This is a genomic window from Pokkaliibacter sp. CJK22405 (assembly GCF_046614695.1).
Classification (GTDB): Bacteria; Pseudomonadota; Gammaproteobacteria; order Pseudomonadales; family Balneatricaceae; genus Pokkaliibacter.
The window spans coordinates 195,453-213,627 of record NZ_JBKKHQ010000017.1 but is presented as its reverse complement, the minus strand read 5'-3'; the positions used below and the strand labels follow the sequence as shown (position 1 = coordinate 213,627).

Below are 18,175 nucleotides of genomic sequence, written 5' to 3'. Positions count from 1 at the left end.
CTGTGCTATGCTTGCCGCCCTTTTTGACTGCGGAGCCTGAGGTCGTGAACTACCGACACATCTATCATGCCGGCAACTTTGCGGATGTGTGGAAGCACGCCGTTCTGGTCGCACTTTTTGATGCGCTTAAACAGAAGAACAAGCCCTTCAGCTATCTGGATACCCACGCAGGCATTGGTCGCTATGACCTTAACGCCGAGCAGGCCCGCCGCACCGCCGAAGCCGATCAGGGCATTCGCACGCTGGAGAACGCAGACAACCTGCCGCCCCTGCTTGAGCGCTATCGTGAGCTGATTCTTGAAGACAATCGGATCGAAGGCGTGGAAGAAGGGATTCGCTTTTACCCCGGCTCACCCTGGCTGGCGTCGATCCTGCGCCGCGAGAACGACTCACTGGTGCTGAACGAGCTGCACCCGCAGGATGTCGAAACCCTGCGTGAGACCATGCGCGGCCAGCGTAAAGTCAGCGTGCGTCATGAAGATGCCTATCAGAGCCTGAGCGCCTGCCTGCCTCCGGCGGAAAAGCGCGGTCTGGTATTGATCGACCCGCCGTTTGAAAAGACCGATGAATTTGCCCGTCTGGCAGAATCCGTCAAAGGCGCTTACAAGCGCTGGCCCACCGGCGTGTATGGTATCTGGTATCCCATCAAGAACCGCGCGGAACTACAGCAGTTTTACCGCCGCCTCGAACTCTCCGGTATTCGTCGCATCCTGCGGGCAGAGCTACACACCACTCGCTCGGAAACCGGCAAATTTACCGGCTCAGGTCTGATTCTGATCAACCCGCCCTGGAAGATTGAAGAACAGCTCCAGCCTGCAGGCGACTGGCTGGCCAAACACTGGGGCGATGAACAGGCGGTCTGCCAGATCGACTGGCTGGTGCCGGAGTAACCTTCGCCTGCGCTTCGCGTACAAAAAACGGAGCCCATTGGCTCCGTTTTTATTAATGACATCAGTGATTAGGTAACGTCGCCGTCATCAACTTTCCGGGCTGGGGGTCATGGATCAGCAACACTTCATAATCGGCATAGTTGCCCTCTTTAGCTTCATCGCTCATCCACACAATCCAATCATCAACGCCATCACCATCAGCATCCGCTAACGCCATCAGCTGTAAACTGAAATTCAGTTCCTCCGAACTATAGCTCACCACTTCATTGCTCAACTGCACTGCGGGGTTGTCCATCCGGCTCAGGGTATAGCGATCATCGTCCAGCATTGGCGCAAGCGATGAAGGGAAACTGCGTAAATCCAGCGACTCTGCCAAGGCCTTGCCATAATCCTGCCCCGCGACAGGCAGACTGGCTTTCGCCTGTTGCAGCAAGGCCAGAGTATCGCAGGTCAGGTAGTTAGCAGACTGCCTGATGTTGTTGACGTCTTCGGCCAATGTCGATGTACGTTTAGCCTGCAAATACTGCTCACAGTTGAAGACCACTGCCCCGGAAACAAAATGGATAGAAGGTCGAGGGACAATAAGCGCAGTGGCGGGATCCGCTAATGCTTCACCCAAATCAGAATGTACGTCACCTGCCTCGGAGCAGTAGGCGGATGACGATACCACCAAAGCAAAAAATGGTAGTAAGAATCTCATTTCAGGTAACTCCTGATACCACAGCGTACATTGCGCTGACGCTTCAGCACCGGCTTATTTACCCGACTCAACCATGTGATAGGCAGTGGCGACGAGATAGGAGCTGATACGTTGCAGATCGCGCAGGATGTCCATGTGGATCTGCGAGGATTGCAGACTTTCCGGCACCTGCTGGCGCAGACGCTTGGCATGCTGTTCACGGCAACTGAAAATCCGGCCGCGGAATTCGCGTTTGGCGTCGATCAGCTCTTTCGCCAGCTGCTTGTTCTGGGACAGAAAGACCGCCTGTGACAAGCGGAAAATCTCAAACAGGTCGCCGAACAGGCTTTCCAGTTCTTCCCGGCCGGAGGTCGAGAACTTCATGCTGGATTTGTGCTTCTGCCGCGCCAGTACCATGAGGCTGTTGTCGATGATGTCACCGACGTGCTCAAGATTGGTGATGAAGTTAAACGTATGCTGCCAGCGCGCCCGTTCCTCTTCGGTGCGCTCACGATCATCAATCGCCGCCAGATAGTAAGTCGCCTCACGGTGAATGCGGTCGATGTCATCGTCCAGCTCTTTAATGCTGACGATGAGGGTCGCATCCTCAAACGCCTTGGGTGCGCTTTCCAGCATCTGGTAGGCAATATCGGCGATACGCAGCGCCTCGTTGGCAACGTTCGCCAGCGCGCGCTCCGGGTTTTGAATATCCTGCCGCGACAGGTACATGGGCTGCGCATGCTCGGGCACGTGTTCTGCCGAGGCAGGGAAGAGTTTCTGCAGGAAAGGAATCAGCTTAGGCAGCAGGAACAGCATGATGGCGCCGTTCACCAGATTCAGCAGCACATGGAACACCACCGGATGCTCAAGCTCGCCCACATACTGAGTCACAAAGGGCAGCTGCAACAGGATGTAGAGCACAAAGCCTGTGACCACCGCACCAAGGCGCAAGGTCAGGTTGCCCAGAATGACCAGACGGCCATCACGGGGAATACCCCAGCCCGCAGAAATCGCCGGTAAGGCACCGCCCAGATTGGCCCCCAGCACCATGATCATCGCCATGTCCGCAGGAATCGCGCCGTCGGTCGCCAGATGGGCGACGATCAGGATCACCGCCAGACTGGAGTGCACCAGCCAGGTAAAGAGCGCGATCAGGAACAGGGTCAGTGCTGTGTCATGAGCGAGCATGGAGGTCAGAATTTCCATGCCATCGCCACTTCGCATTACCGAGGTGGTATCCGCCACCAGCTTCAGCGCCAGCAGCAACATACCGAGACCAAGAGCAATTCGCCCCCAGTATTTCATCAGCCGATGTCGGGCATGGCCAAAGCAGAAATAGCCCACCAGCAGCAATGCCGGAGAGAGCAGTGAAAGATCCAGACTGAGCAACAGTGCCACCAGACTGGAGCCGATATCCGCACCAATTGCCAGGGCCAGCGCCGGGAGCAAACCCAGCGCACCGGTAGAAACAAAGCCTGCTGCCAGCAGGATCACCGCGGTTGACGATTGCAGTGCGGCGGCCGCACCCGCGCCCAGCGCCAGCGCCATGGGGCGTCGGCGGGTCAGAATGCGAACGGCCGTCTCCAGCCGTCGACCATAGGCGCGCTCAAACCCTGTCCGAACCATACGAATACCCCACAACAGCAGGGCAATGGCACCAGCCAGATGAATCAGCTCACTCATACACGTCCTTGGAAAAACAGAAATTGCGGGCCGAAATCGCCGCATCAGGCGTTCATCCTAACGCGATGAAGGGTAAAGGAAAGTGCGGAAAGGGAAAATGCGTTAAACGAAAGCAAAAAGACGTGATTGGCGTTGAACAGGAAACTGTGGAAAAAGCATGAGTGGATGCACAAGGCAGGCAGCATTAGCGTCATAAAAAATGCCGCCCGGAGGCGGCATTCGTGTTCGGGTCAGACGCGGGTCTGATTACTCTTTGGTGGCCGCGATTGCTGCGCGCAGACCATCCAGAGTGTCCTGACCGACAACGCTTGCCTGAGCGTTGATCACCGCCTGGGCTTTCTCACGCATTTTGGCCACTTCGTCAGCAGGCACTTCGTTGATCTTCATGCCGTTTTCTTTCAGGAACGCCATGGCTTTAACGGCCTGTTCACGGCTGTCCTTACGCTCGAAGTCGCGGGATTTTTTCGCCGCTTCCATCACGATTGCTTTTTCGTCATCAGACAGCTTGTCCCAGAACACCTTGCTCATGGTCACGATCCAGGGGCTGTAAACGTGACGGGTCAGGCTCAGGTAAGGCTGAACTTCGTAGAACTTGGAGGACTGGATAGTGGTAACAGGGTTCTCCTGACCATCAACCGCTTTGGTTTCCAGCGCAGTGAACAGCTCAGAGAAAGACATAGGCACAGCGTTGGCACCCATGGACTTGAACAGGTCCAGATACATGGGGTTCTGCATGACGCGCAGTTTGATGCCGTCCAGATCGCTCATTTTTTCGATAGGACGCTTGGAGTTGGTCAGGTTACGGAAACCGTTTTCCCAGTACACCAGACCGACCAGACCGTGTTCCTGCAGACCGTCCAGCAGTTTCTGGCCGTAGTCACCGTCCAGTACCTTGTCTGCCTGCTCAGCGCTGTCGAACAGGAAGGGCAGATCCCATACGCCCATGCGTGGGTCGATACCGACCAGCGTGGAAGTGGAGCCGACCAGCAGTTCCTGCGCACCGCCAATGAGTGCGTTCTGCATCTGTACGTCGCTACCCAGAGCAGCGCCGCCGAAGGTTTTCACCTTGAATTTGCCGCCAGACAGTTTGCCCAGCTCTTCCGCAAAATAGTCAACCGCACGACCCTGCTTGGAATCCTGGTTCAGACCGTAGCCGAAACGAATCAGGCGGGGTTTGATATCAGCTGCGCTGGCAGCAACAGCGCCAACGCTCAGGGCAACGCCCAGTGCAGCAGCGGTCAGGGTTTTTAGCATGCTTTTTGATGTTTTCATTGTTTTAGTCATCCGTTTTTGTTGACTGATGCGGTGCCAGGCACCGGCGTGCTGCCGGGTGGGCAGCGGTTTGCTCTTGGGAAGACAGGCACAAGGCCTGTCCGGGCTTCGGGTTTAACGGGCTTCGGGTTTAACGGGCTTCGGGTAAAACGTTTTATTGGCTTAGTAGAGGTAACTGGCCGGCCAGGTGATGATGCTGGGGAAAGCCACCAGCAGGGCAATAATCACCAGATACACCAGCAGGAAGGGCATGACGCCTTTCACAATCACTTCCATGGGCTGGCGTGCCACACCGGACACCACGCTCAGTACCGTGCCGATCGGCGGGGTAATCAGTCCCACACAGCCGACCATCACGAACATCACGCCAAAATAAATCGGGTCGATACCGGCCTTGATCACGATAGGCATCAGCACCGGGCCAAGGATCAGGATGGTCGGCGTCAGGTCCATCACCATACCGATCAGCATCATAGCAATCACAATCGCGACCATCAGCGTGCGCGGGCTGTCCATGATCGGGCCAAGCAGCTCAACCAGCTGCTGCGGCATGTCCGCCAGCGTCACCATGTAGGAGGAAACGATGGCAGCGGCACAGAGGAACATGACAATAGAAGTGGTCTGCGCGGCACGCACAAACAGCGGCAGCAGGTCTTTAATACGCAGCTCACGGTAAACAAAGACGCTGATCACCAATGCGTAGGCTGCCGCGACAACCGCCGCTTCGGTCGGCGTAAACACACCGCCACGCAAACCACCGACGATAATGACCGGCATCAGCAGGGCAAAAATGCCGTCTTTGGCGGTCGCCAGACGGGCCTTCATGCTTTGACGTGGCTGAGGCTCGACATCAATCTGCTTGGCACTCCAGATCCACGCACAGACCAGACCCACACCCATAATCACGCCGGGCACAATACCCGCCATAAAGAGCTGGCTGATGGACTGGTTGGTGGTCACACCGAAAATAATGAAGGGCATGCTGGGCGGAATGATCGGCGCGATGATACCGCCGGAGGCGATAAGACCACTGGAGCGACCCACGGGGTAACCGTTGTCACGCATCATTGGCAACAGCAGGGTCGCCAGTGCGGCAGTATCGGCAATCGCCGAACCGGACAGGGAAGCCAGAATCACCGAGGCGATGATGGCGACAAAACCCAGACCGCCACGGCGGTGACCGACGCAGGCAATGGCAAGGTTGATGATGCGGCGGGAGATACCGCCTGCGTTCATGACCTCACCGGCCAGTACAAAGAAGGGAACCGCCATCAGCGGGAAGCTGTCGGCACCACTGATCAGATTCTGGGCGACCAGCTGAGGGTCGAAGAAATCCAGGTGCCACATCAGCACCACGCCCGTCATGATCAGGGAAAAGGCAATCGGCATGCCCAGGCACATGAAGACCATCAAGGCCAGCAAAAATAGCCCCAGTGTCATTTCGAAGACTCCTCAGTGCTCAGACGATTGCCGGGAATGTGCGCTTTCGGACTGCCGATCAGCACACGCAACAGGTTAATCACCAGATACAGGGCAATACCCAGGGAAGCCACCAGCCCCGCGGCATTCATGACGGCCAGCGGGTAATGCATGACAGTGGAGAAAATCTTCTGGCCGATAACAAATTGCTGCCAGCTCCCCTGCCAGAAAAGCCACAGGGCATAGAGCATCAGGCCATGACTGACAACGGCGCAGAGATAACGCAGGGGCTTGGGCAGCGCACGTTGCGCCAGATCAAAACCGATATGGGAATGCCGGGCCGTGGCCAGCACCGCGCCGAGGAAAATCAGCCAGACAAACAGCAGGCGGGAGAGTTCTTCCGAGGAGGGAATACTGCTGCCGAAGAAGTAACGCAGAATGACGTTGCCGAACACCGCCACGAACATGACGGCCAGGCAGGCGGCCATCAGAAACTCGATCAGGCGTTCAATGCCGCGGACCAGCGGCGAAACCTTGTCGAACAGGGCTTCAACACGATTGCTGAGGGTTGTCATTTTTTTGTGTCCTCATACTTCATAACCGGTGCGCATTCCGGCTCGAAAAAGACTGCTTGCCGTTGCCGTGCGGCGGGAAACCGTGGCAGGTGCGATGACTCAGTGCGTCAGCGCCTGCAGGGCCTCCTCAACCAGCACCTCGGGGGCCAGCTGTACATCGCAGGTCACCACTCCCGGCTCACCGGTCGGTTCCTCCAGCGTGTTGAACTGGCTTTCCAGCAATGAGGTTGGCATAAAGTGCCCGGCACGGGCAGCCATTCGCTCACTGATGGTGTCAAAACTTCCCTGCAGATACACGAACTGAAGTCCCGGGCAGCTCGCACGCAGAAGATCACGATAGCGTGCCTTTAATGCTGAGCAGGACAGGATCAGGCCTTCATTGTGCTGATGGGCAGTACCCAGCAGCCCGGCCAGAATCTCCAGCCAGCCCTTGCGATCATCATCGTCCAGAGGAATACCGCGGCTCATCTTCTCGACGTTGCTCTGAGGGTGGTAGCTATCCCCTTCCTCAAAGCGAACACCCAGATGGCCCGCCAGTCGCATCCCGATACTGCTTTTTCCGCAGCCGGAGACGCCCATCACGACAATCACAGGAGGCTTCATGTTAGCGCTAACATCCTTCTTGCTAAAAATCGGCAAGGGTTGCTTTGCCGTATTTCGCCTTTTCAAGCAGCTATTGTTATTTCTATGTTCCGCTTCATCCTGGCGTTTGACAGGAAAAAAGATGGAGTGGGGCGTCATGTTAGCGGTAACATACCCTCTGTCAAGTCTAACAATAATGCCTACGACAAAAGGACCATCCCGCCTATGTATCCCAAAATGCCGGGACGGGCTCGCCGCAGTGCAGCAGGTCAGGTAACCCTGAGCGACGTTGCCGCCCATGTCGGCGTCAGCAGTATTACCGTCTCCCGCGCCCTGCGCACCCCGGAAAAAGTCTCCGAAGCCTTGCGTGCCCGAATTGAAGAAGCGGTGCAGACACTGGGCTATCGCCCGAACCATGCTGCCCGAGCACTGGCCTCTGCCCGCTCGCACACCGTGGTGGTGCTGGTGCCCTCGCTGGCTAACGAAGTGTTCGTCGACACCCTGAGCGGCATCTATGAGACCCTGCACCCGAAGGGCTATCAGATTCTGATCGGCAACACCCGCTACAACACCGAGGAAGAAGAGCGCCTGCTGAGTGCCTATCTGGCTCACAACCCGGATGGCATTCTGATTACCGGCTTTGATCACACCCCCGCCGTTGAAGCACAACTGGCCAACAGCCGCTGTCCGGTGGTGCACATGATGGAGCTGGATGAACGCAAGGAGCGGCTCTGCGTCGGTTTTTCCCAGTTTGAGTGCGGCAAGGCGATGACCCGCCACCTGCTGGATAAAGGCTATACCCGCATCGGCTTTATGGCCGTTCAGGGCGATGCCCGTACCCTCAAGCGCTGGGAAGGTTATCGCGCGGCCATGCAGGAAGCCGGGCTTTATGATGAGACACGGGAAATCTATGTCCCGGACTCCTCAAGCGTCGGTCTGGGAGCCCAGCTGACAGCGCAATTGCTGGAGCGCGCGCCGGATCTTGACGCCCTTTTCTGCTGTAACGATGACCTGGCGTACGGCGCCCTCTTCCACTGTCAGCGCCAGCAGATCAGTGTCCCCGGACGACTGGCTATTGGCGGTTTTAACGATCTGGCGGCATCGGCCTGGACTGTGCCTTCGCTCACCAGTATCGCCACGCCCCGCCATGAAATTGGCCAGCGTGCGGCAACCATGTTCCTGCAACAGCTCGATGGCCAGATTGCTCCCGGCACGGCCTATGATGTTGGCTTTGAGCTGGTCGCCCGCGAAAGCTCCTGAGCCGCAGCGCATACCTTAACACCACGCGACAACGATCATCCGTCAGCGCGCCAGTGTGGCCTGTGAAGCCCGGCACTGGCGGCCCTGATTCGGCAAGGCCAGCAGCGCCTTGCTGATGCTGTCGGCCAGATAGCCCAGCGAGATAATCCCGCCGTAAGACCAGGTCGAGGCAATCGGCCCGACACACCCCTGTTGCACAAAAGGCATGGCTTGCCACAAAGGCGAAGCAAAGAGAGTGTCTTTTTCTGCGAAGGGTAAAAAGTAGAGTTTGATCGGCGACGGCTCGGCCGCCAGTTCCGTGACCGGCTTTTGCACGGCGCCCCAGAAGGTCGATGCAGCAGGCGATTCGGTATCCGCTCCAATCGCTCGCAAGGCCGCCAGCGGCAGAGAGTTCTCCCCGTAAAGATAGCTCACCTTGGCATTACCAAAACGCAGCAACAGTACCGGCGGAATCCCCTGTGGATACTGGCGCGCCAGGGCTGCCTTGTACTGCCCTAACTGCTCATCCAGTGAGTACAGCGCCGCGTTGGCCTGCTCGGATTTTCCCAGCCGCTCCCCCAGTTCGAGGAAATACTGCCGCGCGGCGGCGAGATTATCGTGGGTCTGCCCATAGGTATTGAGCTGCCAGACCGGTGCGATGCGCTCCAGCACCGGTTTTAAATCGGCCAATAGGGGCGAGATCAGAATCACACTGGGCTGCAGCGCCGCCAGCAGTTCCAGATTCGGCTCAAGACGTGAACCTACATTCACGACGGACTCCGGCAGTTCAGGGTGCACCACATACTGCCGGTAGTCCGGCCCATCCGCTGCACCCAACGGAGTAATGCCCATCGCCAGCAGGGACTCGGTGATTTCCCACGCCATCGACACCACTCGGCGGTTGTCGTAATGAGGTTGCGCGCGCTCTGCTGAGACTGATGGCTCTGAGGATTCCGAGGGTTCTGTATTGGCGGCCAGCGCACTACCGGACAGCAGCGCCACTGCGCAGACAAGCAGGCATAGCAGCTGCCGAATCATGACCGTGCCCTCCAGCGCTGTGCTGCCAGAATCAGCAGGAAATAGCCGCCGCACAGCAGTGCGCCCATAATGCCGACCGGCATCTGCACCGGGAATAACACCACCCGCCCAAGCCAGTCCGCCAGCAGCATCAGGGTGGCGCCCATCACCGCCGCCAGCAGTAGCTGATGCTGCACTAGCCTCGCGCCACTCAAGCGCGCAAGATGCGGAGCGAGCAAGCCCACAAAGGCAATCGGCCCGGTCTGGCTGGTCACGACCGCACAGAGCATCGCCGCCAGCGACAGCAATAGCAGCCGCACGATGCCGACAGAAACCCCAAGGGAAGAAGCAATCGGTGCGCCGAGCCCAAGCAGCGTGACTGCCCGGCCCATCACCAGCGCGGCCACTGTCAGCGCGGTCACTAACCCTGCCAACAGCAAAGCCTGCTCAGGCAGCACCCGATAAGTGGAACCCGCCATCCAGCCAAGAATGGCAAAACTGTTAAGGGTGCCTTTAACCAGCACAAACTGCAGCACCGCATCCAATAGCGCCGCCAGCGAGATACCGACCAATGCCATCATGCCCGGCGCAAACTGGTGACGACGGCCGAGCCAGATCAGAATCACCAGCGTCACCATCGCGCCGAGAAACGCCACCAGCGGCCCACCGGACTGCAGCGTCGCGCCGGAAATCATGGCGCATATCAGCATTGCCAGCGTAGCACCGGCGGAAAGACCAAGAATATCCGGGCTCGCCAGCGGATTTCGCAGCAAACGTTGCAGCAGCACACCGGCGACCGCAAGCCCCGCTCCCGCACTCATGGCCACCACCAGCCGCGGCCAGCGCAAAGACCACACCAGCGCATCCGGCCAAGTGATTTGCCATTGGGTGACGAGCCCACCCGAGGGCGTCTGCGCCAGTCCGGGACTCACAAATAATCCAAGAAAAACCGCCAGCAGCAGCGTCATCAGCAGCACATTTCGCCCTAACGCACTGCCTGCTGCAGAAGCCGTCTCCGCCGGAGGTTGCGCCTGATCAGCACTGGTGAGGTTGCGCCGTGTCAGCCAGATCAGCACCGGCACCCCCAGCAAGGCCGCCGCTGCGCCGGTCGGCACTCGATCCAAAGTAAACTCGCTGGCCCAGAGGGCAAGCACATCAGCGCATTGCAGTGCCAGCGCACCCAGCACGGCACTGGCGATAAGCTCAGCGCGCGGGCTTTTCACACCGAGCAAACGCACCAGATTCGGCGTAAGCAAACCGATAAAGCCGATCAGCCCCACGGCGGTGATCGCAGAAGAGGTAAGCCACATGGCCGCGAGAAACAGCACCGTGATCAAGGGCCACACAGCCAGCCCCAGGCTCTGGGCGCTACCAGCACCGAGTCGCAGCAACTGCAAGGCACGGGGTGCCAGCCAAAGCACCAGCACCGCCGGGGCCAGTCGCCAGAGCAGCGTCCGGGCGGCATGCCAGTCGGTTTGAGTAAGATCCCCCGCGCCCCAGACGAAAAGATCGCGGGTGTACTGGTCATGCATCATCATGAGACCACTGGCCAGTGCACCAAACAGCAGGTTACAGGCCATGCCCGCCAGCACCAGCCGCACACCACCCAGGCCATCGCGTCCGGCCATCAGCATCACCAGCGCCGCCGCCAGCATGGCGCCCAACAAGGCAGCCAGCGCATTCCACTGACCCTGAACTCCCGGCCAGACAATCGCCACAATCACCAGCGCCAGCCAGGCACCGGAAGAAGCGCCCAGCGTCATTGGTGATACCAGCCGGTTTTGCGTCAGCTGCTGCAAGAGACTGCCGGAGAAACCCAGCGCCGCTCCCACCAGCACCGTCACCAGCGCACGCGGCGCAGCGCTGTACCAGAACTGCACCTGATCCAGCGCGGTTAAGTGCTCGACCGGGGAGGTAAAAAGGCGCTGCCACAACAGGCGCCCCTGCTCCGCCAATGTCAGCGTGGAGCTGAAATGCCACTGAGCCAGCACCAGTAACAGGCTGAACAGCAGCAAACTGCCGATCAGCCCGAGGCGATGGTGGCGCACGTCGCAGATTTTCCGGGAAAGGGAGTGGGACAAATCGGTCACGAGACAACGGCCAGTGTGGGTTGGTTAGGCGTGCCTGCCACCAGCGCAATCTCGATATCGTAGAGCCGGCTTAGCAGCGTCGGGTCGAGAATGGCTTCGGCTTCACCGTCATACACCACCTCGCCACCGCGCAAAGCGACAATATGATCGGCATAGCGCACCGAGAGATTGATGTCATGGAGAATGGCCATCACTCCCAGCCCCTGCTGCTGATTCAGGCGACGCATCAGCCCCAGCACATCGTACTGATGACCAAGATCCAGCGCCGAGGTCGGCTCATCCAGCAGCAATAAAGGTGACTGCTGCGCCAGCAACATGGCGATCCACGCCCGCTGGCGTTCACCGCCGGAAAGGCGGTCTGTCATGGCATCGCGGTACTGCGTAAGGCCGGTTTCCTCGATCGCACGCTCGACCTGACGCTGATCCTCCGGGCTAAAACGCCCGAGCATGCCATGCCAGGGGTATCGCCCCAGGCGCACCAGTTCCTGCACGCTCAGGCCCTGAGTATCCGCTAAATGTTGAGGCAGCAGACCCAAACGTCGTGCTAGCGCTTTGGTGGAAAACCGGGAAAGCGGCTGCTGATCAAGGGTAATGGAGCCTTCATCGGGCGCCATCTGCCGCGCCAGCAGCTTCAGCAGGGTCGATTTACCGGAGCCGTTATGGCCCAGAATCGCGGTGAATTTACGGGTATCCAGCCGCAGCGACGGCACATTGAGTAGCGTACGACCGGCACGTACCACCTTGACCTGCTGCAACTCGAACATAATCACTCCCGCGATGCGGGCTCTGGCGACGCGAACAGATATCGAGCCAGAGCCTGAGAAAGTAAGCCGGGAATAATACCTGATAATCATTGTCATTTGCATTATTGAATGCGATCAAGGATCATTTACCCCTGATCCGCCGACGGGAAAACTTCGCCCGTCGCTGTCGCGGATTCCCCTCTCACCGCGTTACCGACGAGACTGCCTGACGATGACCGCCACGCACTTCGCCTGCTCCCTGAGATCACCGGCCAGCCTGCTTTCTTTGCCATTGCAGCGCCAGAGTGGAGATCACACCTGATGTTTGGCTCTCTGACTCAGCTTCGCAATATTGTGCTGCTGATGACTGGTTGCGGCGTGGTCAGCGATTCCCTGCTGATTGCGTTCTATCCCCAGTTTTTCGGTAACCGCTATGGCATGACTGATCCGGTCTGGATCGGCAGCTATATGGCGGGCATCTCCATCGCAGTGATGTGTGCCCTGCCGGTGTGGGCTCGCCTGGCCCGGCACATTGAAACCATTCACTTGCTGATCGGCACCCAGTTCATCGCGGGCTGTCTGTGCCTGTTGAGCATCTGGGCGCCGACCGCGAACAGCTACGCGGCCCTCAGCATCAGCATGTTCGTCATAAAGGCCAGCTACCTGCTGATGTTCCCGTACCTGATGCGCCTGGAAACCCCGGAGCGTCACAGTGATACCGTGGCCATGCTTTCCGTGGTCATCCACATGGCGATGATCTTCGCCGCGACCATCGGCGGCTGGATTCTGGAATACCTCGGCCCTTCTCAGTGCATTGCCCTAATGGCGCTGGGTGATTTTATTCAGATGGGTCTGAGCCTGTGGCTGCTGAAAAGTGGCCGTATTGTTGCCACCGCAGCTGCCGACCGAGAGCAAGCCAGGCAGGAACAGGCGGACAAAGCGAGAGCTGAGGAGGCCGCTTCTGCCAGTGAAAACCTGACCGAAACCCTGGCGACAGATACGCCAGTTACGTTGTCCCACACGCCGATACTCAACCCCTGGGTGGCGTTGATTGGTCTGTCAGTGCTGATGCTGATCTTTAACTTCAGCGCTTACGTCAGCCGCCCGTTCTTTTCGGTTTACTGGCAGGAACAAAGCGGTATCAGTGACACCACCGTCAGCGGTCTGGTGTTCGCCATTCCCGGCATGATGGCGCTGGCCGGTTTGCTGGTGAACCGCAAACTCGGCAAGGTCTGGCAGCATCGGCTCGGCCATACTGCCACCAATATGGTGATTACCGCCGTGGGTCTGTTACTGCAGGGCAGCGAGCAAACCGCCCTGCTGCTGCTCGGCCAGATGCTTTACGGCTGGGGCCTGTTTCAGCTGATCGTGCGTATCGAAGTCAGCCTGTTTCGTATCAGCAAACCCAGTAATTACGCTCGTGACTTCGCCATTACCAACCTCTTTCAGAAAGTCGGAGCCCTGCTGTCGTCCTTCGGTGCGGGTGTGATTGTGGAAAGCATCGGCGCCCAAATGACCTTCTTCGCCGCCGTCGCAGGTTTTCTGGTGGCGCTGCTGATCAACCTTTTCTGGGTGATGATCGACCGTCACCATCCGGCACCGCAACGCGCGGTCACTGAGGCAACTCATGCGCCGGGCTGAACCCTCACAGCTGATCGCCCGCTCAGGCGCTTACGGTGTAACGAGTCAGTCGCTGATTGCACTGTCACAGCGGGCCATCGCTGGCTGGGACGGACAACTGGTGCCGCAGGTCACCGCCTGGCATCACACCGACGATGTGCAGCTGATTCAGCAATACCAGCATCTGGCGGCACTGCACCCGGAAGCCGGTCACGGCTATTGGGCGTTGCGCTGCTGGGCGCTGCTGATCTGGCAACCGGTCACGCTGGCCGTGCTTGCAGCCACCCAACTCGACAGCCCGCTGGATTGCCGTGAACTCGGCCTGCATCTGGGGGAAAACCAGCTGCCCTGCGGCTATCGCCTGACACCCGGCGCGGTGTGCAGTCAGGATTGCCGCAGCCTGCAGGCTTCTGCCAACAAACTGCGCGAGCAGGCCGGACAACTGGCGGAGCGTCTGGGCCAGCTGATTCGTTTATCGCCCACGGCGGCAGAACGCCTGATGGCAGACTATGCCCTTTCGGCGCTGATCAGTTGCCAGCAACGTATGCCGGGTCTGAGTTGTGAAGCGACCCTGCAACTGGCCGAAGACTGGCTCAGCGCCCTGCATTTGACGGGCACCAGCCGACTGCAGCAGATCGAGGATGCCACCAGTGGCGAGAGCCGCCTGTTACTGGAGCGTCGCGGTTGTTGTCTGCAATTTCGCTGCAAGGATGGGCTGTATTGCGAATCCTGCCCGCGCCGCAAGAAAGCCTCCTTTGAGACGGCACTCAACTAATTAATCCCCGACATTCAGGCAAAAGAAAACCGGCTGCTAAGCCGGTTTTCTAATTATCTGATGCTGCTTCAACTCAGCTCAGAGGACGCTTCTCACGCGCGCGGATAAAGATCTGCTTGGGCGGAGTCAGCTCAAGGTAGAGGTAATCGCCCCCCTTGCGACGCAGGGCCGTTTTGCCGTTGTCATCCGCGGGCTGCACTTCGTAACCATCATCCAGCAGTTTCTGACGCAGGGCATCGATGTCGCTGTCGGAAAGATCCGCACGGAAAAACAGGGATTCCGTCGGGTTGTTATCGTTAAAGCTGTAGGTGTAACGTGCGAACGGCTCAGTACCCAGCACATTCTCAAGATGCACCGTATCCGGGCCGGAAAGAATCCAGTGGCCAATGCTGTGGAGGTCGTCAGTTTCGTAGTTATCCTGCGAGGTCAAATGGATGGCATAGCCACCAAAACAACCAATCGCCAACACCAGGACCAGGTTAAAGAGGAAAAAGCTTTTGGCTGGAAACTTCACGGCGCACACCCTGTCAGAGAAATCATTCGGTGAAAAAGAGTCTGTGGAAAAACCGGTCGCTACCTTACCACAGACTCCCGACTGCCGCTTCCATCTCTGGCTGAAAATGACTCAGTTCACCCGCCACGGCATAGCCTTAAGCGCGGATATAACTCCAGCCCTGCTGCTGACGCTCAGCCAGATGCGTCACCGCCGCATCGACGATGCGAACACCCTGCGGTGCCTCCTGTGACTGCGCTTTCAGGCTGTTATGGCAAAGCACCAGCAAGGAGCGCAGCTGCTCATCTTCCAACTGCACGGCAAAGGCCGCCGCCGGGCCATTCACCACCAGCTCAACCTCTGCCTGCGGGCGATCCTTCAGCAAATTACGCGCATTATTCTGGGCACGCTTGAAAGACGCTTCGGTGGGGCTGTGGATGACTACGCGCAGTTCATTCATGGCATTCTCACTTGTGGAAAAGAGGTTATCCGTTGGCCAGACACAGATCAGAGTGCCTGGGCAATCTGCTGAGCCAGTGCCTGCAAGGCAGGATCCTGGCGATCACGTTTACCGCTGAGATGATCCTTCACCTGCACTTCCAGCGCCAGCCCGGCAGGCGAACCTGCCAGCACCACCACGCGATCAGCGAGATAAACCGCCTCTTCAATATCGTGGGTGATAAACACCACCGCCGCACCGATACGCTCCATGATGGCGCTGAGCTCATCCTGCAGATGCTCGCGGGTGATGGCATCCACCGCACTGAAAGGCTCATCCATTAGCAACAGATCCGGATGCACCGCCAGCGCACGGGCAATGCCGCCACGCTGCACCTGTCCGCCCGAGAGCTGATGAGGCCAGCGTTCGGCGAGATGAGCCAGGCGGGTCAGCTCCAGCACATCCGCGATACGCTCCTGCTTTTGGTGATCATCCAGCGCCAGCCCCTGCATGCCGTAAGCAATGTTGTCCCGCAGGTTACGCCAGGGCATCAGCCGGCCATCCTGAAAGACAATGCCGTGCTGACGGCTGTCAGCATTGGCCTGGGAATGCCAGTGAATACCGCCGGACTGAGCGTTGATCAGCCCGCCAACACAGCGAAGCAAGGTCGATTTACCCACACCGGAACCACCGACGACGGCAACAAACTCGCCGTGTTGCACATCAAGGGAGATATTCTGGAACACCGGCTGCGCGGCGCCGGGGTAATGGTAGGTGAGCCCGTCAATACTCAGGAGGGACGCCATGTCAGTACCCGTTTTTCAATGTGGGAGAAAGCAAAATCACTCAGACTGTAGACCAGCGAAATCACCAGCATGTAGACCACCACGGCCTCGTAGGCACCGACGCCTGCAGCAGAATTCATCTCCTGCCCCATGCCGGGCACACCCAGAAGTTCGGCGGCAATCAGCGTCATCCAGGCCTGGCCAATACCGGTACGGATACCCGAGAAAATCCCCGGTGCCGCGGCAGGCAAGGTCACATGCAAAGCGCGGTTGATAAAACCCGCCTGCCCAAAAGCGCGGGCCAGTTCGTAGTATTTCGGATCGACATGGCGCACCGCAGAGTAAGTGGCGAAGTAGTTCACCCAGAACACGCCAATGGCGATCACGAAGGCGGCGCCCGCATGGCTCACCTTGAACCAGGCGATGGCAAACACCACCCAGGCCAGCGGAGGAATCGGGCGCAGAATGCGCGCCAGCCAGCTGTGCAGACCATCAATCACATTGGATGACGCTGCCAGTGCGCCGACCAGAAAACCAAACGCCGTGCCGAGCGCCAAGCCCCAGACGTAATGAATCAGACTGGAGCCAATGGCAGGCAACAGGCGCCCCGACTGCCACTCATCCATCAGGGTCGCAGGTAACAACATCGGGTCAGGAATAGTACCGGGCGGAGCCCAGCCGGATACCTGGGCAAACTTCCACAGGCCCACAAAGGCCAGAACGCCAACCAGGCCCAACAGGGCCCGGCGCGCGGGTGAATAAGGCTGACTCACTGGCTGACCTTATCGTAGAAAGAGGTATCAAAAAGAGTGTTCAGGTCCAGATCCACCTTAAGAGTGCCCTGAGCCTTCTGGAAGTCGCGCATCTCGCGGGTGCCATCAATAATGGCATTCGGATCGGCTTCAAAATTCGCTTTGGAGTTTTCCAGCGCCTTCTGCACGATCTCCTTCGGCATACGACCACCGCCGACATATTTGCCGACCATATCGACCGCTTCCTCGGGATGCTCGCGCAGCAATTGGGTCGCGGCGACATGGGCGGCAACCAAAGACTGCACCAGTTCAGGATGCTCTTTGATCAAACCTTCGCGCACCACCAGCACCGCGCCGGGCTGATGCGGGAATAGCTCGCCACCGCGCGCCACCACTTTGGCCTCGGGCAGCTTGTGCGTCACGATGCTGACCACGGGTTCCAGGATCGCCGCACCATCGACTGCGCCGGTCATCAGTGACTGCTGCACCTGCGCCGCGCCCTGATAAATAATGTCGAGATCATCAGGGTTGGCTTTAATCTGCTTTTGCAGCCAGTACTGCAGGACAGTTTCAGGCACGGAGCCTGTCGGGAAGGTGGCAATCACGGGCTTGCGACCATGGTCCTTGGCAAAGCGTGCGAAAGCGGTGCTGGCATCGCCATCGGCAAAATAGGGAGCCAGATTGCCCAGCGCCACAATGCTGATCTGCTCAACAATATCGGAAGCGACCACCTTGATATCCGCCCCCTTGGCACGCGCGACCATGGCCGGGCCAATCCCCAGATAGGCGACATCGAGCTGACCGCCCAGCAGCGCCTGCACAATGGCCGGGCCATTCTGGAACTTAACCAGTTCAGGGTCTGTCACTCCGGCTTTTTCCAGGCTGCCATTCTCCAGTGTTACAAAGGCCTGAGACACAGGAATAATGGGCATGTAGCCGATTTCCAGCGAGGATTTCTCCGCCGCAACGGCCTGAGCACCCACACTAACCGCAAGCACGGAAGCAACAAGAAGGGATAACAATTTGCGCATGATACAGCTCCGACAATCTCTGCAATCTGACCATGCTATATAATGTCGGGCTACAAATTAACCAAACATCTATATCTTTTGGTTCTATCTA

The 18,175-nt window shown here is 58.5% G+C and carries 18 protein-coding genes; 4 read left to right on the top strand and 14 right to left on the bottom strand.

Annotated elements, in window-relative coordinates; translation table 11 throughout:
• The first annotated feature begins 44 nt into the window (after window positions 1-44).
• Complete coding sequence (locus ACKC9G_RS13955; protein ID WP_411406415.1) at window positions 45-890, top strand: 23S rRNA (adenine(2030)-N(6))-methyltransferase RlmJ; 846 nt, start codon at window positions 45-47, stop codon at window positions 888-890.
• A gap of 61 nt (window positions 891-951) precedes the next feature.
• Here the strand turns inward: ACKC9G_RS13955 and ACKC9G_RS13950 are convergent, their stop codons facing one another.
• The 6 genes from ACKC9G_RS13950 to ACKC9G_RS13925 form a co-directional block, all read right to left on the bottom strand.
• A complete protein-coding gene (locus ACKC9G_RS13950; RefSeq protein ID WP_411406413.1) occupies window positions 952-1,590 on the bottom strand; it encodes a hypothetical protein in 639 nt (212 codons plus the stop codon).
• A gap of 54 nt (window positions 1,591-1,644) precedes the next feature.
• A complete protein-coding gene (locus tag ACKC9G_RS13945) occupies window positions 1,645-3,252 on the bottom strand; it encodes a Na/Pi cotransporter family protein (protein ID WP_411406411.1) in 1,608 nt (535 codons plus the stop codon).
• Window positions 3,253-3,498: 246 nt separating this feature from the next.
• Window positions 3,499-4,524, bottom strand: a complete 1,026-nt coding sequence (locus ACKC9G_RS13940; RefSeq protein WP_411406409.1) for a TRAP transporter substrate-binding protein — start codon at window positions 4,522-4,524, stop codon at window positions 3,499-3,501.
• 162 nt (window positions 4,525-4,686) lie between these two features.
• Complete coding sequence (locus ACKC9G_RS13935) at window positions 4,687-5,964, bottom strand: TRAP transporter large permease (RefSeq protein WP_411406407.1); 1,278 nt, start codon at window positions 5,962-5,964, stop codon at window positions 4,687-4,689.
• Window positions 5,961-6,518 carry a TRAP transporter small permease gene (locus ACKC9G_RS13930; protein ID WP_411406405.1) on the bottom strand — a complete coding sequence of 186 codons (558 nt, stop codon included), beginning with the start codon at window positions 6,516-6,518 and terminating at the stop codon, window positions 5,961-5,963. The genes ACKC9G_RS13935 and ACKC9G_RS13930 overlap by 4 nt, the downstream gene beginning before the upstream one ends.
• A gap of 99 nt (window positions 6,519-6,617) precedes the next feature.
• Window positions 6,618-7,121, bottom strand: a complete 504-nt coding sequence (locus ACKC9G_RS13925; protein ID WP_411406403.1) for a gluconokinase — start codon at window positions 7,119-7,121, stop codon at window positions 6,618-6,620.
• Between the two features lie 204 nt (window positions 7,122-7,325).
• Between ACKC9G_RS13925 and ACKC9G_RS13920 the strand changes: the two genes are divergently transcribed.
• Entirely contained in the window at window positions 7,326-8,360 is a 1,035-nt protein-coding gene (locus ACKC9G_RS13920) for a LacI family DNA-binding transcriptional regulator (protein ID WP_411406401.1), read from the top strand.
• Between the two features lie 42 nt (window positions 8,361-8,402).
• Here ACKC9G_RS13920 and ACKC9G_RS13915 read toward each other — a convergent pair whose 3' ends face one another.
• The 3 genes from ACKC9G_RS13915 to ACKC9G_RS13905 are packed head-to-tail and all read right to left on the bottom strand — an operon-like array spanning window position 8,403 to window position 12,210.
• Window positions 8,403-9,377: an iron-siderophore ABC transporter substrate-binding protein gene (locus tag ACKC9G_RS13915; RefSeq protein ID WP_411406399.1), complete on the bottom strand. Its 975-nt coding sequence runs from the start codon at window positions 9,375-9,377 to the stop codon at window positions 8,403-8,405.
• Window positions 9,374-11,404 (bottom strand): Fe(3+)-hydroxamate ABC transporter permease FhuB, encoded by a 2,031-nt coding sequence (fhuB, locus tag ACKC9G_RS13910; protein ID WP_411406397.1) that lies wholly within the window; start codon window positions 11,402-11,404, stop codon window positions 9,374-9,376. The genes ACKC9G_RS13915 and fhuB overlap by 4 nt, the downstream gene beginning before the upstream one ends.
• A 38-nt stretch (window positions 11,405-11,442) precedes the next feature.
• Complete coding sequence (locus ACKC9G_RS13905; RefSeq protein WP_411406395.1) at window positions 11,443-12,210, bottom strand: ABC transporter ATP-binding protein; 768 nt, start codon at window positions 12,208-12,210, stop codon at window positions 11,443-11,445.
• 300 nt (window positions 12,211-12,510) lie between these two features.
• Between ACKC9G_RS13905 and ACKC9G_RS13900 the strand changes: the two genes are divergently transcribed.
• On the top strand, window positions 12,511-13,830 hold the full coding sequence (locus ACKC9G_RS13900; RefSeq protein WP_411406393.1) for an MFS transporter: 1,320 nt from the start codon (window positions 12,511-12,513) through the stop codon (window positions 13,828-13,830).
• Window positions 13,817-14,584, top strand: a complete 768-nt coding sequence (locus ACKC9G_RS13895; protein ID WP_411406391.1) for a siderophore ferric iron reductase — start codon at window positions 13,817-13,819, stop codon at window positions 14,582-14,584. Before ACKC9G_RS13900 ends, ACKC9G_RS13895 begins: the two co-directional genes overlap by 14 nt.
• Window positions 14,585-14,657: 73 nt before the next feature.
• Here ACKC9G_RS13895 and ACKC9G_RS13890 read toward each other — a convergent pair whose 3' ends face one another.
• The 5 genes from ACKC9G_RS13890 to ACKC9G_RS13870 form a co-directional block, all read right to left on the bottom strand.
• A complete protein-coding gene (locus ACKC9G_RS13890; RefSeq protein WP_411406389.1) occupies window positions 14,658-15,098 on the bottom strand; it encodes a hypothetical protein in 441 nt (146 codons plus the stop codon).
• 136 nt (window positions 15,099-15,234) lie between these two features.
• A complete protein-coding gene (locus tag ACKC9G_RS13885; RefSeq protein WP_411406387.1) occupies window positions 15,235-15,537 on the bottom strand; it encodes a hypothetical protein in 303 nt (100 codons plus the stop codon).
• Window positions 15,538-15,584: 47 nt separating this feature from the next.
• The gene (locus tag ACKC9G_RS13880) at window positions 15,585-16,322 is read right to left on the bottom strand and encodes an ABC transporter ATP-binding protein (protein ID WP_411406385.1); all 738 of its coding nucleotides are present in this window, start codon (window positions 16,320-16,322) and stop codon (window positions 15,585-15,587) included.
• Window positions 16,307-17,074 carry an ABC transporter permease gene (locus ACKC9G_RS13875; protein ID WP_411406383.1) on the bottom strand — a complete coding sequence of 256 codons (768 nt, stop codon included), beginning with the start codon at window positions 17,072-17,074 and terminating at the stop codon, window positions 16,307-16,309. Before ACKC9G_RS13875 ends, ACKC9G_RS13880 begins: the two co-directional genes overlap by 16 nt.
• On the bottom strand, window positions 17,071-18,084 hold the full coding sequence (locus tag ACKC9G_RS13870) for an ABC transporter substrate-binding protein (RefSeq protein WP_411406381.1): 1,014 nt from the start codon (window positions 18,082-18,084) through the stop codon (window positions 17,071-17,073). Before ACKC9G_RS13870 ends, ACKC9G_RS13875 begins: the two co-directional genes overlap by 4 nt.
• Window positions 18,085-18,175: the final 91 nt, after the last annotated feature.

Excerpts from the sequence above, each read along its gene's own strand:
- ACKC9G_RS13920 (WP_411406401.1), top strand. The coding sequence starts at position 7,326 with ATGTATCCCAAAATGCCGGGACGGGCTCGCCGCAGTGCAGCAGGTCAG.
- ACKC9G_RS13940 (WP_411406409.1), bottom strand. The coding sequence starts at position 4,524 with ATGAAAACATCAAAAAGCATGCTAAAAACCCTGACCGCTGCTGCACTG.
- ACKC9G_RS13870 (WP_411406381.1), bottom strand. The coding sequence starts at position 18,084 with ATGCGCAAATTGTTATCCCTTCTTGTTGCTTCCGTGCTTGCGGTTAGT.
- ACKC9G_RS13935 (WP_411406407.1), bottom strand. The coding sequence starts at position 5,964 with ATGACACTGGGGCTATTTTTGCTGGCCTTGATGGTCTTCATGTGCCTG.
- ACKC9G_RS13880 (WP_411406385.1), bottom strand. The coding sequence starts at position 16,322 with ATGGCGTCCCTCCTGAGTATTGACGGGCTCACCTACCATTACCCCGGC.
- ACKC9G_RS13925 (WP_411406403.1), bottom strand. The coding sequence starts at position 7,121 with ATGAAGCCTCCTGTGATTGTCGTGATGGGCGTCTCCGGCTGCGGAAAA.
- ACKC9G_RS13915 (WP_411406399.1), bottom strand. The coding sequence starts at position 9,377 with ATGATTCGGCAGCTGCTATGCCTGCTTGTCTGCGCAGTGGCGCTGCTG.
- ACKC9G_RS13905 (WP_411406395.1), bottom strand. The coding sequence starts at position 12,210 with ATGTTCGAGTTGCAGCAGGTCAAGGTGGTACGTGCCGGTCGTACGCTA.
- ACKC9G_RS13950 (WP_411406413.1), bottom strand. The coding sequence starts at position 1,590 with ATGAGATTCTTACTACCATTTTTTGCTTTGGTGGTATCGTCATCCGCC.
- ACKC9G_RS13885 (WP_411406387.1), bottom strand. The coding sequence starts at position 15,537 with ATGAATGAACTGCGCGTAGTCATCCACAGCCCCACCGAAGCGTCTTTC.
- ACKC9G_RS13930 (WP_411406405.1), bottom strand. The coding sequence starts at position 6,518 with ATGACAACCCTCAGCAATCGTGTTGAAGCCCTGTTCGACAAGGTTTCG.
- ACKC9G_RS13900 (WP_411406393.1), top strand. The coding sequence starts at position 12,511 with ATGTTTGGCTCTCTGACTCAGCTTCGCAATATTGTGCTGCTGATGACT.
- ACKC9G_RS13945 (WP_411406411.1), bottom strand. The coding sequence starts at position 3,252 with ATGAGTGAGCTGATTCATCTGGCTGGTGCCATTGCCCTGCTGTTGTGG.
- ACKC9G_RS13895 (WP_411406391.1), top strand. The coding sequence starts at position 13,817 with ATGCGCCGGGCTGAACCCTCACAGCTGATCGCCCGCTCAGGCGCTTAC.